The following is a 16128-nucleotide window of genomic DNA, read 5'->3' as shown; positions in this document are numbered from 1 at the left end:
ACAGTGTTCACTTAACATTATCAATATAAGCCGTTACGTTGAAGCTTTTTTTGTCGTGTCCGTCATAAAACGTGCGTCTCAAACTCAATACAATCCAATGAATTTTGTTACTTTTTTAAGACATTTCTTATTTATCTTGTCTATTTTTGGGAGAGGAAGCTCACTTATGCGAGGTTCAGTTATTAAACGGATGTATGCAGGCTTCGCGCTAATCATCGTCCTGTTTGCGGTCACGATTGCCATTATGATGGGGGGCATGAATGATATTCACGGTAAGTTTGAGACAGTATCCAAGTCTTCACTACCACTTGTTTCACTATCTAACCAGACCAGTGTGGAACTGCTTTCAGCAGATAAATCTTTTAAGGATTTCCTGACCACAGAGAATAAACAACGCATGGATGAAATGCGTCAGGAATTTGCTAAATCTCAACAGCGCTTTGAAGGGACATTGAGTCAACTTGAAATCGCGAGTCAAATCTACCCTTCTCTTGCCGAACCATTTTCTCAACTTAAAGAACTTGAGCAGAGCTACTTTACCGAAGCAAAAGAAGCCATGGACAACTATGAAGCAATGTTCTCTGCACAAGAAGAAGTGCAAAAATCATCGCGTCGTTTCCAAAAGCTCAACACAGAGCTTTCTGTTGGTCTTAAAGAATACGTTGCAGATCAATCCAGCATCTCAGTGAAAGTGATGGCAAAAAGCTACTTCATTAAATTAAAAGATGCTGAAGTTATTACCTCGGATGCGCTGGCAAGTACCAACCCAGAATTCGTAACTCAAGCGGTAGCAAAAAACCGTAAAGCAGTCACGCACCTAAACTACGCGTTCCGTGGACTTGTGACACAACTGCCTGAGCTGCAAAAAGCCTTCGGCGAATCCGTTGAGCAGTTTACTCGCGACGTAGGTATGCGTGGCGGAGTATTGGATCAACACAACAGTTACTTATCGGCTCGATCTGCGTTGTACAACAACATTGCTAACCTAGCGACAAAAGTAGACTCTAGCATGGCAATTCTTGAACAATTCACCACAACCGCAACCGACAAGCTGAACGAGTCTCTCGCTGACGCTGGGGACATCTACTCAGCGGGCGTGACTAAAGCGATTGTCATTGCTGTTATTGTGGTTCTCTTTGCAACAGCGATCGGCTACCACATCGCGCAAAGTGTTCGTGAACCACTAACTCGTATCTTAAAAGCGTTGGAAGGCCTTACAGAAGGCGATATGACGCAACGTATCGACAACCGTTACAACAACGAATTCAGCCGTGTGAGCGGTCACATCAATACGCTCGCGGATAGCCTGCACAACATCCTTGTGAAACTAAACGATGCATCAGACAACTTAGCAACAACCGCATCAACCAACGAGCAAACTTCTTCACAAGCACAAACACAATTGAATTCTCAACGTGAGCAAACCGCTAATGTGGCGACAGCAATGACTGAGATGTCTCACTCAGTACAAGAAGTCGCGCAGAGTGCACAAGGCTCGCTAGAGATGGTACAACGTGTTGAGACAGCGTCTGACCAAGGACGCAACGTGATGAACAGCAATATCTCGACCATCAACCAACTTGAGACACGTTTAAACGAATCAGTGTCTGCGGTTTCTGAATTGCAGAAAATGAGTGGGCAAATTGGCTCTATTCTGGATGTAATTCGTAACATTGCTGAACAAACCAACCTACTCGCACTGAATGCGGCCATTGAGGCAGCACGTGCTGGCGAGCAAGGTCGTGGTTTTGCAGTTGTTGCCGACGAAGTTCGAGTGTTAGCTTCCAAGACGACACAATCGACAACTGAGATTGAGTCAATGATCAGTAACCTACAAACCAGTTCACAAACCGCGAGTCAGGTGATTCAAAGTTGTATGAGTGATATGGAAATGTCGGTGGAACAAGCATCAAAAGCAAACAGTTCAATGGAAGAAATCCAAGCACTGATCATCGAAATCAGCCAAATGAGCACGCATATATCTCAGGCGGCAGCTGAGCAGAGCGAGACTTCTGCCGATATTGCACGCAGCATTGAAGACATCAATAGCATTGCAGACCAAAGCTATCACGCGATGTCTAGCATTGCGCAAACCAGCGAATCAATGACGCAACTTGCGCATCAGCAAAATGAACTGGTTCATCGATTTAAGCTATAAAATCGAACGCGACAAGTAGCGGATTTATTGCAACCAACTGTATAAGGGTGACTTTTTATTAAAGTCACCCTTGTTTTTTATGAGCCTTGTCTACATATGGTTATTATGGCTTGCTCATCCCTTTTCTTTTCTCTTTTCGAGCAAGCCAAATAAGAAGGAAAACCTATGGCTGTTCATGTTGGTATTATCGACCAAGATCCAGTGAGATTAGTCACTCCTCTTTTGGATAATCGCACTGTAAGTACACATATCGTCTTCATCGGCGACAAAAGCCAATCCGATATGTACGAGCGACTGAGCGCAGTATTAGAGCAGCGAGAAATTACTTCCGAATTCTTTGAAATTCCTTCTGCAGTAAACACTTCTCTGATCAAACAATCTGTCCACAAATTGGCAAAAGACCTCCACGACCGAGGCGAAGAAGTTAAACTCAATGCAAGCTGTGGTCTTCGTCACCGTCTGCTTTCCGTGTACGAAGTCTTCCGTACTTATCGCTGGCCAATCTTCGTTGTAGAGCCAAACAGTGACAAATTATGCTGGCTTTACCCAGATGGCAAAGAAGACACGCAAGTAGAAGACCACATTACGATTTCTGACTACCTTACAATTTTCGGTGCGCGCGGTGAATTCCACCACGTAGACCTTCCTCCTCAACTTGACCAAAAGCTGTATGAACTTGGCGAGCGCTGGGCGTCTAACGCGTTAGAGCTTGGTCCTGGTCTTGCTACACTAAACTACCTTGCAACAACGTGTCGTAAAGAGCAAAAGCTAGATGTTGAGCTTTCTGAGAAACAACAAGGCTACCGTGAACTGAACATGTTGTTGACCGACTTGGTCGAAGCGCAAATCGCCACTTACGAAAACGGCGTACTGACGTTTGCTGACGAAGATGCACGCCGCTTCTCAAATGGTGAGTGGTTAGAAACTCTGGTTCACAGCACCGTTAAACAAATTCAAGACACCATGCCGACCATTCAAGACCGTTCGTTGAACGTGCAGGTTTATCGCAAACTCGGTGAAAGTGAAGTTCGTAATGAGCTTGACGTGGCAACGGTGGTGAACAACAAGCTTCACATCATCGAATGTAAAACCAAAGGCATGCGTGACGATGGCGATGACACGCTCTACAAACTTGAATCGCTGCGTGATCTTCTTGGCGGTCTACAAGCAAGAGCGATGTTGGTGAGCTTCCGCCCACTGCGCCATAATGACATCACTCGTGCAGAAGATTTAGGTTTGGCACTGATCGGTCCTGATGAACTCAAAGATCTCAAAACTCACCTTTCTGCATGGTTTGAAGCCGCTGGCGGTTCTGACGAAATCTAGTTTTTAACCTCCAATCAAAAAATGGGAAAGCAGCCCTCTCGGCTGCTTTTTTTTATTGCGTCAGGTTTAAAGTTGTTGCACCCAAACAAAACGAACAGATAGAAAAACCAGAGGCGAACCTCTGGTTTTTCCCGTTTGTTTAAATGCCAACTAATGTTGTACTTAAAGCATCTTACGAGCGGCTTCTACTACAACTTTAATTGAGCGAGCTTCCGTTTCTTTCAGAGTTGAATGATCTGGAATCTCTTTTTGTGTACGGTTGATGATTACACCCGCCACACAACCTGCTTTCAGGTCAGAGCTTGCACACATGGTTAGCAATGTTGCTGACTCCATTTCGAAGTTCAGAACGCCCATGTCTTGCCACTCTTGCATAGAACCTTGGAAACGCTTAACAACACGACCAGAGAAAGTATCGTAACGCTCTTGACCTGGGTAGAAAGTGTCACTTGAAGCAGTCACACCCATATGAACTGTTGCACCAGACTCTTCAACTGCAGCTTTCATTGCTGTTGCGATTTCGAAATCTGCTACTGCTGGGAACTCCATTGGAGCAAAGTGTAGGCTCGCGCCATCTAGACGAACAGAACCTGTCGTAACGATCATGTCACCTACGTTTACGTGTGGTTGGATTGCGCCGGTAGTACCAACGCGTAGGAAAGTACGAACACCAAGTTGCGCTAGCTCTTCTACTGCAATAGAAGTAGATGGACCACCGATACCTGTAGAACAAACCACAACAGGTTTACCGTCTAGCTCTGCACGGTATAGCGTGTATTCACGGTGACTTGCTAGAAATACTGGGTTTTCCATTTCTTCTGCGATTTTTTGTACGCGTGCTGGATCGCCTGGAATGATTGCTAGAGTAGCACCATTAAGATCAGCTTCAGTAACACCTAAATGGAATACAGCTTGAGACATAAGTCGCTCCTTGTTGTGGCTTATTTTGTAAACAATAAGCTCATTAATAAGTTGTTGGGTACAGATGCACTGTAGCGAACCTTTTACCAACATTGAGTGATCATAATCACAATGAAACAATGTAATAAATCTACACTTTCAAATAAAAACGGTTTGGATCACACTTTACAGACCAAAAGATCATTTCATTGCATAGTAATCAGTGATTCACCAAACGAAACCATCACTAAGACCATCTCGATTAACAGATATAAAAAAGCCTGAGACGTCTCCGCCTCAGGCTAATTCTTAATACACGTTTATGATTATTTTACTTGCTTAGTTTCAAAGCGTAATAGTCTTAGAGCGTTCAAAGTCACCAAGGCAGTAGCCCCGCTGTCGGCTAATACCGCAACCCATAACCCGGTAATACCGAGTAAGCTTGTCACCAAGAACACGCCTTTCAAGCCTAAAGCCAACGCTACGTTCTGACGAATATTATTGAGCGTCGCACGTGATAGCTCAATCATCGCAGGCAATTCAACCAAGCGGTTGTGAGTCAGGGCCGCATCTGCGGTTTCTAGCGCAACATCCGTACCACCACCCATGGCGATACCGATGCTGGATGCTTTCATCGCCGGTGCATCGTTAATACCATCTCCGACCATCGCGACAGTGTGTTGCGCTGATATCTCTTCCACATAGTGCACTTTATCCGCTGGTAACAGACTGGCTTTGTAATCAAGACCAATCTGGTTAGCAATAGCTTCTGCACTACGTGGGTTATCACCGGTTAACATGACTGATGAAATACCAAGTTTCTTCAGTGCAGCAACCGCTTGCTGGGCGTCTTGGCGAAGCGTGTCTTGCCATGCGATCAAACCAATGACTTCATGATCATGACGAGCAATAACGACCGTTTTACCCTGCCCTTCTAACTCAACCACTTGTTGCTCAACCTGTTGCGAGATTGGGAAGTCTGCTTTCGATGGTGCGATGACTTGAACCAACTTCCCTTCAACCACACCTGTCACACCAGAACCAACCTGCGCAGTTTTATCTGCCGCTTCAGGAATATTGATGCCTTGCTCTTGCGCTTTACTTACCAGCGATAACGCTAGTGGGTGACTTGAGCCAATCTCAATCGACGCCGTTAAGCTTAATAGCTGCTCTTCTGTTACATCGAATGGAACCACGTCAGTCACTTGCGGTTTACCTTGTGTTAAAGTACCTGTTTTGTCGAACGCGACAGATTCAACACGTCCCAACAGTTCCAACGCTGCACCGCCTTTGATCAAGGCACCTCGTTTTGCTGCCGCGGCTAAACCTGAGGTAATCGCTGCAGGAGTAGAGATAACCAAAGCACATGGACATGCTATCAATAACAATGCTAAACCGCGGTATACCCATGTCTCCCAAGGTTGTGCAAACAGCAATGGCGGTGTGATGATGACTAATAGAGAGACAAGCATCATCAGCGGTGTGTACCAACGACTGAATTTATCTAGGAAGCGTTCAAGCGGTGCTTTGCGTGACTCTGCTTCTTCAATCAAATGCAGAATACGGTCGATCGCGTTTTCACCTTGGCGAGACGTCACTTTCACTTGCACGACTTTGTCGACAACCACGGCACCCGCCATGATTTTTCCACCTTCAGCATGTTCAACTGGAACGGATTCACCGGTTAGTGCGCTCTCATCAAAGCTTGCTGCTTGGGTCACAAGTAGACCGTCAGCAGGCATACGACCACCAGGAGCGACTTCAATAATGTCACCTGGCTGAAGCTGTGACGCTGGCACTTCTTGACGTTCGCCGTCCACAATTAGTGTCGTATTTTCAGGCACTAAGTCCATCAATGCCTGAACACCACTGCGAGCACGAGATGATGCGTATGCTTCTAACTTTTCACCAATAAGGAAAAGCAATAGCACCATCGCTGCTTCAGCAGTTTCGCCAAGGTAAAGTGCACCTAATGCTGCGACACTCATTAATGTTTCAATCGCAAACGGAGTGCCACTACGAGCCAATTTCACCGCTTTCATTGCAACCGGATACAAACCAAGCAAACAGGTTAAGGTAAACAGCCAAGTACTTAACGTTGGGTTGAAATCAGAAATGATGCCAGCAAACGCCATTGCACCTGCGATCGATAGGATTTGTACATTGTCTTTAACAATGCCTAACCAACCTTTCTTTTCTGCTTTTGGCTTTGGTGCATCGGTAGAAGTTAATGGAAAACCAGTTTGTTGAGAGACCTGCTCAATTACAGCCGCGACGGCACGGTTATCAAAATCGACGACCAATTTTTCGGTTGCGAATAGTACTTTAGCGTTGGTAACCCCTTCTACAGAGGTAATCGCCTTCTCTAGCTTTTGGGCACAAGAAGGACAGTCCATACCAGACACTAACCAGCTATGACGAATGGAGGATTCGAGGGGTTCGGCAGGACCTTCGTCTTCGGCAGACTCTGAGCTACAGCCGCCGCTACTGCAGCAAGAGCCTTCTGAGCCGACCACGCTCGCTTGCGTGATATTGAGAGTTGGTTTTGCCGGTGCGCAGCAAGAGTCGTTTGCACCTACCGCCACCGCAGATTTGATTTTGCCAGATTGGCAACCTTGATGTTTTGTACACATAATTCACTTTCCTTATTGGTGATGAGTCTCTTTCTGCCACTAAGGATAAACCTTGGAGCTAGCTCCAAGGTCAAGAACAATATGATGAATTAAGCAAAATTACGCTTTTTCTTCTTCCAAAGCCGTTGCGACTTCGTCGATCAATACCGCGTCATGCGAACAGAAAGGCTGAGTGTTAACACAAGTAATCGCAGGGTCATCTTCAATAATGTCTTCCCCAAAGTTCTGCATCAGATCTTTGATGTGCTTGTTCAGTACTACCAGTGCAAGTAAACCAAATACAATCGTACCCACCGCTTGTCCATATAGCACACCAAGTGCGCCATACCATTGAGCCCCAAAGTACACAAATGGTAATGTACCAATTGTCGCTTTACCCAAATTCAATGCCGTTGAATAAAGCGGTTTACCAAGGTTGTTAAACGAGGTATTCGCAACAAATAAAGTGCCATTGAATACAAATGTGATAGCAACGTAAGTGCAGAACGCGACAACAATAATCGCGGCATCCCCCGTCAAACTAAACATAGCGACGATGTAATCTTGCAAAACATAAAGCAAGGCACAAACACCCAGCGTGTAGATAGTGGTAACCAACAAAGAGTCTGTCAGTGTTCGCTTCACGCGGTCCATTCGCTCCGCGCCAAAGTTCTGCCCAATGATAGGACCAACCGCACCAGACAATGCAAAAATCACAGCAAAACACACTGGTGTTAAACGCCCTATCACCGCAAAGCCTGCGACAAAGTCCTCACCGAATTGAGCAATATGTGTCGTTACAATCGCGTTGCCAATTGGCGTTGCGGTATTAGTGATGATTGCTGGAATGGCAATCGCCAAAATCGGCTTAAGGTTATTTTTGAAGATATCAAATGTTGGAAAGGACACCAACTGATGCACTTTCACCAGTGGATAAAGGGAGAATGCCAATACCGTAAAACGAGCAATCACCGAGGCCGCCGCCGCACCTTCCACGTTCCATTTGAAGACAAAGATAAAGAGAGGATCAAGAATCGCGTTAACGATACCACCAGCCAACGTGGCCCACATCGAGCGTTTAGCATCACCAGCAGCACGCAAACCTGCACCGGCTGACATACCTAATGCCAAAATTGGCGCACTTGGTAGAAGAATGTTGAGATACGCTTCAGCACGCTCCGCCGCAACTCCTTCCGCACCGATGGCTGCGAGTAATTCAGGAATGTGGATGAACATACCAATGGTAATGACCAAGCTGATCATAAAAGCCACCAGCATGATGCTACCACTGGTCAACTTCGCTCGTTCGAAATCCTTTGCACCGATCGCTTTGGAAACTAAAGCGCCCATCGCTATCGAGGTACCTATCGATGCTGAAGTTGAGAAGAAAATTAATGTTCCCGCGAAACCAACCGCCGCAGCCAACTCGACCTGCCCCAACATACTGATGAACAACATATCGAGCAAATCGACGACAAACAGCGCCATTAAACCCACGGAACCCGCTCCGGACATCACCAGAATGTGGCGCATGGTTGAACCTTGGACAAACTTTGCGTCTTGCGTAGACATATTCTTCCTCAACGACAAAAAGACGCCGTAGCGTCTTTCGTCTTCATACTTATTGTTTTGTTATTAAACGGGGTGTTTGAAACATTCGTTCAGCGTTTTTCCTATCGCTCTCAGCACATCGCGTCTTGTAATCACACCGACGAGTTTCTCTTTATCATCTACCACAGGGTACATTTTTGGCTTGCCTATCTTCATCATGTCGGCCAGCTCAATGATCGACATATCCGGCGATACAGACAAAACATCATCATGCATACACTCTTCTACTGTGTGCGTGTCCTGACAGTGATAACTGGCTTTAACGAGTTTGTCCAAAAGGTCTTGTTCAGAAAGGAATCCAATGACTTTCTCGTTTTCGTCGATAACAGGTCCACCTAGAGTAACACTTTGCATCACCTTGTCCAAAGCCGCCGTCAACGACATGTTCTTGGTGAAAGTCACTGCCTGTAACGTCATGTAATCTTTAACTTTTAGTGAGTGCATTCTTATCTCCTTAGCGGCACATTTTTGCTGCCTTTAAGATAAGTGTCGTCTAATTTCTTGATTTTACTAAATGGAAATTAGTAATTTTATCCATAGATTTAGTCTATCGATCTCTAATCGAATCAATACATAAGACAAAACAATAGATGCTCGGTTGCATATTTATATACCATCAACACCGCCCTCAGCTCGATGAATAACCATGAGAATATAAAGCATGAGAAGAGGTTGGATAAGTAACCAGTCGTTCAGAAATTTAAATGAGAAATAACTAGCTATGCAGCAAAGACAAAAAAGCCAGCCTATGATCGGGCTGGCTTTCGACGTTATATCACGCGACTAAATTATGCATTTTCCAGTGAAGCTACGATGTCACGCGCTACGGCTTCCGCCACTTTGATGCCATCAATACCCGCAGAAAGAATACCACCAGCATAACCGGCACCTTCACCCGCAGGGAAGAAACCTTTTAAGTTAATGCTTTGGAAGTCTTTGCCACGCTTGATGCAAACTGGAGAAGACGTACGTGTTTCAACACCGGTAAGCAAACCATCTTCTGATGCAAAACCTTTGATCTTACGATCGAATGCTGGAATTGCTTCACGAATCGCTTCAATAGCAAATGCAGGTAGCGCTTTTGACAGGTCAGTCAATTTGATGCCCGGAGTGAACGATGGCTCAACATCACCCAGTGCGCTTGGATCGCGACCTTTCAGGAAGTCACCAATTTTCTGCGCTGGTGCGTCGTAGTTCTCACCACCGAGTGTGTAAGCGCCCGATTCCAGTTCACGTTGGAAACGGATACCTGCTAGTGGATCGCCTGGGTAATCTACTTCTGGTGAGATACCGACGACGATTGCGCTGTTCGCGTTACGCTCCGCACGAGAGTACTGGCTCATGCCGTTCGTTACTACACGACCTTCTTCAGAAGTTGCCGCAACTACCGTACCACCAGGGCACATACAGAAGCTGTAAACCGTACGACCATTCTTACAGTGGTGAACCAGTTTGTAGTCTGCAGCACCAAGAATTGGGTGACCTGCGTTTGGACCAAAACGCGCTTCGTCGATCATCGACTGTTTATGCTCGATACGGAAACCAACAGAGAATGGTTTCGCTTCCATGTAAACGCCACGGTCGTGCAGCATTTCAAAGGTATCACGAGCACTATGACCTACCGCTAGTACTACGTGACGAGATTTGATCTCTTCACCGTTTGATAGCGTTACGCCTGTGATTTGACCATCTTCCATATGCAGATCGTCAACACGAGTGCTAAAGCGGATCTCACCACCTAGCTCGATGATTTTCGCGCGCATCTTCTCGATCATGGTAACCAGTTTAAAGGTACCGATGTGCGGCTTACTTACGTATAGAATTTCTTCTGGGGCTCCAGCTTCAACAAACTCAGTGATCACTTTGCGACCGTAGAAATTTGGATCTTTCACTTGGCTGTAAAGTTTACCATCAGAGAAAGTACCTGCACCGCCCTCACCAAACTGTACGTTCGATTCTGGGTTAAGTGTACGCTTGCGCCAGAAGCCAAACGTGTCTTTAGTGCGCTCACGTACTTCTTTACCACGCTCAACGATGATTGGGTTAAAGCCCATTTGAGCCAAAACCAAACCCGCAAAAAGACCACAAGGACCGAAACCGATCACCACTGGGCGCTCAGTTAGGTTCTCAGGTGCTTTCGCCACAAACTTGTATTCCATGTCAGGTGTTTGGCGAACATGTGGGTCTTTTTCAAATTTCGCTAGCAACGCTTCTTCATCACCTTCAACGATGATGTCTAGCGTGTAGATAAGATGAATATTGGTTTTCTTACGAGCATCGTAGCCGCGTCTAAAGACATTAAAAGAGATAACTTTCTCAGCAGCAATGCCAAGCTTTTTAGTAATCGCGTCCAATAGCGCGCCTTCCTCGTGATCAAGAGGAAGTTTAATTTCATTAATACAAATCATGTGATGTCTCGTTATGGTAGGTGTCTTAGCCAGAACTGCTATTTTCTCCTCGTTAATATCAAGGGTGAAAAAGCAGTCAGCTCACAATGGCGCGCATTTTACGAGAAATTGAATTGTCTGTCATACTAAATCCAAGTTGCGCGGCGGAATTAACGTAGCGAATGTTGAATTTTGCCTTGGGATGAGTATTATCCCCATTCTTCAATTTTGACTAACTTAAGAGCTGATTATCATGGCGTTTGTCGTAACCGATAACTGTATCCAATGTAAATACACTGACTGTGTCGCGGTATGCCCTGCTGATGCCTTCCACGAAGGTCCAAACTTTATGGTAATCAACCCGATTGAATGCATCGATTGTGGCTTGTGCGTGGATGAATGTGCCGCAGCCGCCATCTTCCAAGAAGACGAGCTACCAGAAGATCAAGTGATCTACAAAGAGCTCAACGCAGAACTTGCAGAAATCTGGCCGGTACAAACTGAAGTGAAGCCAGCAATGGATGAAGCAGAAAAGTGGAACGGCGTGCCAAATAAATTGGACATGCTAGAAAAATAAGCGCATTAAAACGAAAAAAGCGTAATGAACCTCAACTTGAAAAAGTCTGGCTCGTTACGCTTTTTTTGTATCTATGATTCGTTGCTGCGATTAGCTGTGTTGACGACGCATGTTGTCCAGAATAATACCTGTCGCCATTGCTACGTTTAGAGACTCTGCACCACCAAATGCTGGAATAGTAATCTTGTCAGTCACAAATTTAGACGCCGCTTCACGCACACCATGAGATTCGCTGCCCATCAACAAAATACCGTCTGCTGAGAATTCCGTTTTGTGCACGCTCTCGCCTTCAAGAAAAGCACCATACACAGGCAAGTTTGCCTCTTCTAAGTAGCTTGGTAAATCCACTAGGCTAACTTGCACACGACCAAAGCTACCCATGGTTGCGCTGATGGTTTTTGGGTTGTATGGGTCGGCACAATCCGTACTCGCGATGATGTGCTCGATACCATACCAGTCTGCTACGCGAATGATCGTACCTAGGTTCCCCGGATCAGATACGCCATCCAACGCAATCATCAAGCCTTTTGCCTGAGGCACTGTTACGTTTGGAATTTCAACCACAGCAATGGCTGCGTTATTGCTGACCAGGGTACTTGCCTTGGTTAAGTCATCAAGTGACGCTTCAATACATTCGAAACCGTTTAGTTCTTGGCTGTGCTGCTCTAGAAACTCAGCAGTCGCAAAAATCTGCTTTACCGTGAGCGAGCTGTTCGCTAACTCCAGTACGTTCTTTTCACCTTGAACCAGAAATAAGCCGTGCGCTTTACGCTGCTTCTTTTGACCTAAAGCACGCAGCAGTTTTAGTTGGTTTTTTGAAATCATGAAAATATCCCAGATGAAAGTTGGTGAAGTACCAGATGAAAACGGAGAGGATTATAGAGTAAACCTTCGCACAGCTAAAGAGATGCCTTGCTTGAGAGAAAAGAAAAGCCCGCCAAGCTATCACTCTCGGCGGGCTTTAGGTCTCTGTCGCTTCCCTATGCTGCAAGAATCGACATCACCATTCTTAAACGACTTTGGTTTTCGTCATCTCTTTGATACCAGACAAAATGAACGTCGGCAGTGAAGACACTAATATCACACCAAATAGGTGACCAGCACTCAGCGCCTCGGTATTAAAGATAAGCTGACCAAGACTCGTGTAAATAACGCCAAGAGACAGCATTGCTGATACTGCGACTGCCCCCAGTAGGTATTTGTTGGTGAATGGGTTCTTACGATATAACGAGTTAAACGTACGCGAATCAAACAAGTGCCATAACTGGGCAAAAATCAACATTGCGAATGCCATTGTCTGTGCATATTGAGCGCTTTGACCGCTGCTCAATGCCCAGTTGAACGCCAAATAACTCATTCCGCCTAATGCTAAACCACGCGTCACAATACGTGTACCGAGATGGTCGCTGAAGAAACTTTCGTTACGCTTGCGCGGCTTACGTTCCATCAAGTCTTTCTCTTCTGGCTCAACACCCAACGCCAAAGCAGGCAAGCCGTCAGAGACTAGGTTAATCCAAAGAATCATCAATGGCGTGAGTGGTAGAATCGCCTCAGGCCCCATCATCAAGAAAGCAAATAAGATAACCGACACTTCACCCACGTTCGCTGTCAGTGCTTGGCGAATGAACTTACGCAAGTTATCGAAGATCTGACGTCCTTGGCGCACGGCTTTCACGATCGTACTGAAGTTGTCATCCAGAAGGATCAAATCACCTGAATCTTTGGCCACCGAAGTACCGGTAATACCCATCGCAACACCAATGTCAGCTCGACGAAGGGCAGGTGCGTCATTAACGCCATCACCCGTCATCGCAGCCACTTCATTGTTGTGCTGCTGAGCTTGAACGATACGCAGCTTGTGCTCTGGCGTCACGCGGGCAAAGACTGCCACTTCCGGGCAAATCTTACGCAATGCCTCATCGTCCATTTCATCCAGTTGTGCTCCCGTTATAACCAAGTCTTTTTCACTGCGGATAATGCCGATTTCGCGTGCAATTGCCGCTGCAGTGAGTGCATGGTCACCCGTGATCATTACCGTGCGAACGCCAGCGTTGTAACAACTCTCTACTGCATCTCGAACCTCTGGACGCGGAGGGTCCATGATTCCATACAAACCAAGCACGGTCACATCTTTCTCTAGCTCAGCAGGATCACGCTTTAGGTCATCCTCTGTCAGCTCTTTGTAACCCACCGCCAAAGTACGAAGCGCTTGCCCTGCGAAGTCCTGAATTGCCGCTTCATAATTCGCGATGACCTCTTCTGCTGGACTTGCCGCTAACGCAAGGCTACCTGTCGACATGGTTGGAGCTGTTGGTAGCTCACCACCATCAACCATAAAACCAGAGGCATTACGCAACACCACATCTGGCGCACCTTTGATAGCAAGGAAGTGCTTACCATCAGGTCCTTTAACAATCACTGACGCCATCTTACGTGCAGAGTCGAATGGGAACTTCTCGACGATAGAGTAACCGCCTGTTGATAGCATGTCTGATTGTTCCAGACCCGCTTTTGCCGCGGCAACAATCAGCGCACCCTCGGTTGGGTTACCACGCACTGACGAATTATCACCATCTTTGATGTATTCCGCATCATTACACAGGGTCGCAACTACCAAGCCTTTCATCATTTCTGGGCTTTGCTTTGCATCAACCGTATGACCTAGAGGTTTGAATTCCCCCTCAGGGCTAAAGCCTTTGCCCGACACTTCCCAGTAACGACCACTTGCATCGTACGCTTTCATTACCTGCATTTGGTTTTGTGTCAGCGTACCGGTTTTATCCGAACAGATAACCGTGGTTGAACCGAGCGTTTCAATCGCAGAAAGCTGCTTCGCCAATGCGTTGTTCTTCACCATACGTGTTGAGCCCATGGTCAACACAATTGAAATAACCGTTGGTAGACCTTCTGGAATTGCTGCTACCGATAGAGAAATACCCGTGTTGAGGATTTCGAGCCAAGGCATACCATGGTAAAGACCGATACCACAAACCACAGCAACCACACCCAAAGCCGCAACCATCAAGGTCTTCGCGATGGTATCCATACGTTCTTGCATTGGTGTTTTGGTTTCTTCGGTGTTTGCCATCATGTCCGCAATATGACCGACTTCCGTCTTCATGCCTGTGCTGACTACTACACCTAAGCCTGTACCTGTCGTCACAATCGTGGTCATAAAGCCCATATTACGCTGATCACCAAGACCAACGGTTTCGTCTTCAATCACCTTGACGATTTTATCAACCGGCTCAGACTCACCAGTAAGCGCAGCCTCATCTACTGCGAGACGGTTCGCTTCGATGATACGCACGTCCGCTGCGAGGATGTCACCCGTATTAATCTTTAGGATATCGCCTGGCACAATGTCACGCGCCAAGACATCAACCCATTCTCCATTGCGACGAACTTGTGCGGTTGGGGCTGCCATTTCTCGCAGTGCTTCCATGCCCTTCTGAGCTTTAAACTCTTGCCAAAATGCAATGATGGCATTGATGAAGATGATCACAGTGATGGCAATCGCATCAACTAGGTGACCAGTGAAGAAGGAAACAATCGCACCAATACCCAGAATGAAGATCAATGGGTTCTTAAATTGGTGTAGAAATAGCTCAAGCGCAGATTTGCCTTCTTGCTCTTGTAGCTCATTTTTGCCGTGTTCAGCCTGACGCTGTTCTACTTCTTCCGAAGTCAGACCTTGCTCAGTTGATACATTAAATTGAGTCAGTGTTTCTTCAACCGACTCAGTAAACCACTTTTTAGTCATGGGGGTCTCCAAAAAGCATTCAAGCGACATCAGTACAATTTCAAACTGATAAAAAGCATTCGCTGAATAGAATTGAGTTAAATCACCTCGCTCGTCACCTTTGCACCGTTTATTTTCATTTTGAATATTTATCAAGAATCTATTCAGTGTTATGTCAGCGAGTAAAAATAACCTACCCGAACCAATGAATACTTGTAATTAACTTTCAGCCCCGAAAAAGGCGAATGCGGACGAATCTTTGACCCCAATCAATCTCAATTTTATTTTGTCATACAAAAAATAAAACAAGTGTAAAAGATCATGAATAAGACCCCGAATAGACGGAAAATACACTTCATATTTCCCGAAAAGTGTAATTTTTCTACAGATTAATTTTCTTAAAGATTGCTAACAAATCTAACAAGCAGACAAACCATTCGAATAAACAGGAACGAGAAGATAAAAGAATTGCTAACAGAAAATAATGATGCGAGCACTGTAAGAATATAAAGCCTTGCATTCATCGGTAATGAATATTTATTTTCTGAGCATATTCTGGGAAAAATGAATAACGCGGGTAAAAGCGCGACTTTAGATTCCTTCCCATAGAATGAAGCTCATCCATGTATACCCAAGTAACCTCGAGATGCTTGGTTCCGCGAGAATGACTTGGTTTGAAGGCGAGGCAACAATTTGAAGATCTAGTGCTTCTAAATCGAAAATTGTTAACGAAGCATGCGAACCAAGGCAACTCGCCCATCGGGAGCGTGTCACTGAAGCAACTTGGGTATAGGTACAGAAATCAGGGTATTGAA

The 16128-nt window shown here is 45.8% G+C and carries 10 protein-coding genes; 3 read left to right on the top strand and 7 right to left on the bottom strand.

Annotated elements, in window-relative coordinates:
* The first annotated feature begins 166 nt into the window (after positions 1-166).
* Together VHA02S_RS01235 and VHA02S_RS01230 are read left to right on the top strand one after the other, a co-directional pair.
* Positions 167-2158 (top strand): methyl-accepting chemotaxis protein, encoded by a 1992-nt coding sequence (locus tag VHA02S_RS01235; protein WP_005446660.1) that lies wholly within the window; start codon positions 167-169, stop codon positions 2156-2158.
* Positions 2159-2323: 165 nt separating this feature from the next.
* Complete coding sequence (locus VHA02S_RS01230; protein WP_005437515.1) at positions 2324-3484, top strand: DUF1887 family protein; 1161 nt, start codon at positions 2324-2326, stop codon at positions 3482-3484.
* A 162-nt stretch (positions 3485-3646) separates the two neighbouring features.
* On the opposite strand, the gene udp is transcribed toward VHA02S_RS01230, so the two are convergent.
* The 5 genes from udp to VHA02S_RS01205 all read right to left on the bottom strand — a co-directional run bounded on the left by udp (position 3647) and on the right by VHA02S_RS01205 (position 11015).
* Positions 3647-4405 carry a uridine phosphorylase gene (gene udp / locus VHA02S_RS01225; protein ID WP_038899100.1) on the bottom strand — a complete coding sequence of 253 codons (759 nt, stop codon included), beginning with the start codon at positions 4403-4405 and terminating at the stop codon, positions 3647-3649.
* A 305-nt stretch (positions 4406-4710) separates the two neighbouring features.
* On the bottom strand, positions 4711-7017 hold the full coding sequence (locus tag VHA02S_RS01220) for a zinc/cadmium/mercury/lead-transporting ATPase (RefSeq protein ID WP_038899101.1): 2307 nt from the start codon (positions 7015-7017) through the stop codon (positions 4711-4713).
* Between the two features lie 99 nt (positions 7018-7116).
* Positions 7117-8568, bottom strand: a complete 1452-nt coding sequence (locus tag VHA02S_RS01215) for an MATE family efflux transporter (protein ID WP_005446645.1) — start codon at positions 8566-8568, stop codon at positions 7117-7119.
* Between the two features lie 63 nt (positions 8569-8631).
* Positions 8632-9051 carry a CBS domain-containing protein gene (locus VHA02S_RS01210; RefSeq protein WP_005446643.1) on the bottom strand — a complete coding sequence of 140 codons (420 nt, stop codon included), beginning with the start codon at positions 9049-9051 and terminating at the stop codon, positions 8632-8634.
* 344 nt (positions 9052-9395) lie between these two features.
* Entirely contained in the window at positions 9396-11015 is a 1620-nt protein-coding gene (locus VHA02S_RS01205) for an NAD(P)/FAD-dependent oxidoreductase (RefSeq protein ID WP_038899102.1), read from the bottom strand.
* A 232-nt stretch (positions 11016-11247) separates the two neighbouring features.
* Between VHA02S_RS01205 and fdxA the strand changes: the two genes are divergently transcribed.
* The gene (gene fdxA / locus VHA02S_RS01200; RefSeq protein ID WP_005431654.1) at positions 11248-11571 is read left to right on the top strand and encodes a ferredoxin FdxA; all 324 of its coding nucleotides are present in this window, start codon (positions 11248-11250) and stop codon (positions 11569-11571) included.
* Between the two features lie 90 nt (positions 11572-11661).
* Here fdxA and VHA02S_RS01195 read toward each other — a convergent pair whose 3' ends face one another.
* Both VHA02S_RS01195 and VHA02S_RS01190 read right to left on the bottom strand, forming a co-directional pair.
* The gene (locus VHA02S_RS01195; protein ID WP_005446638.1) at positions 11662-12396 is read right to left on the bottom strand and encodes an RNA methyltransferase; all 735 of its coding nucleotides are present in this window, start codon (positions 12394-12396) and stop codon (positions 11662-11664) included.
* Positions 12397-12580: 184 nt separating this feature from the next.
* Positions 12581-15334 carry a cation-translocating P-type ATPase gene (locus tag VHA02S_RS01190; RefSeq protein ID WP_038899103.1) on the bottom strand — a complete coding sequence of 918 codons (2754 nt, stop codon included), beginning with the start codon at positions 15332-15334 and terminating at the stop codon, positions 12581-12583.
* Positions 15335-16128: the final 794 nt, after the last annotated feature.

Origin of the sequence: Vibrio harveyi NBRC 15634 = ATCC 14126 = KCTC 12724, assembly GCF_001591145.1 — a bacterium.
Taxonomy (GTDB): domain Bacteria; phylum Pseudomonadota; class Gammaproteobacteria; order Enterobacterales; family Vibrionaceae; genus Vibrio; species Vibrio harveyi.
This window is presented reverse-complemented; position numbering and strand designations above follow the sequence as displayed.

Coding starts and splice junctions, on each gene's coding strand:
- VHA02S_RS01205 (WP_038899102.1), bottom strand. CDS start 11,015: ATGATTTGTATTAATGAAATTAAACTTCCTCTTGATCACGAGGAAGGC.
- udp (WP_038899100.1), bottom strand. CDS start 4,405: ATGTCTCAAGCTGTATTCCATTTAGGTGTTACTGAAGCTGATCTTAAT.
- VHA02S_RS01210 (WP_005446643.1), bottom strand. CDS start 9,051: ATGCACTCACTAAAAGTTAAAGATTACATGACGTTACAGGCAGTGACT.
- VHA02S_RS01220 (WP_038899101.1), bottom strand. CDS start 7,017: ATGTGTACAAAACATCAAGGTTGCCAATCTGGCAAAATCAAATCTGCG.
- VHA02S_RS01230 (WP_005437515.1), top strand. CDS start 2,324: ATGGCTGTTCATGTTGGTATTATCGACCAAGATCCAGTGAGATTAGTC.
- VHA02S_RS01190 (WP_038899103.1), bottom strand. CDS start 15,334: ATGACTAAAAAGTGGTTTACTGAGTCGGTTGAAGAAACACTGACTCAA.
- VHA02S_RS01195 (WP_005446638.1), bottom strand. CDS start 12,396: ATGATTTCAAAAAACCAACTAAAACTGCTGCGTGCTTTAGGTCAAAAG.
- fdxA (WP_005431654.1), top strand. CDS start 11,248: ATGGCGTTTGTCGTAACCGATAACTGTATCCAATGTAAATACACTGAC.
- VHA02S_RS01235 (WP_005446660.1), top strand. CDS start 167: ATGCGAGGTTCAGTTATTAAACGGATGTATGCAGGCTTCGCGCTAATC.
- VHA02S_RS01215 (WP_005446645.1), bottom strand. CDS start 8,568: ATGTCTACGCAAGACGCAAAGTTTGTCCAAGGTTCAACCATGCGCCAC.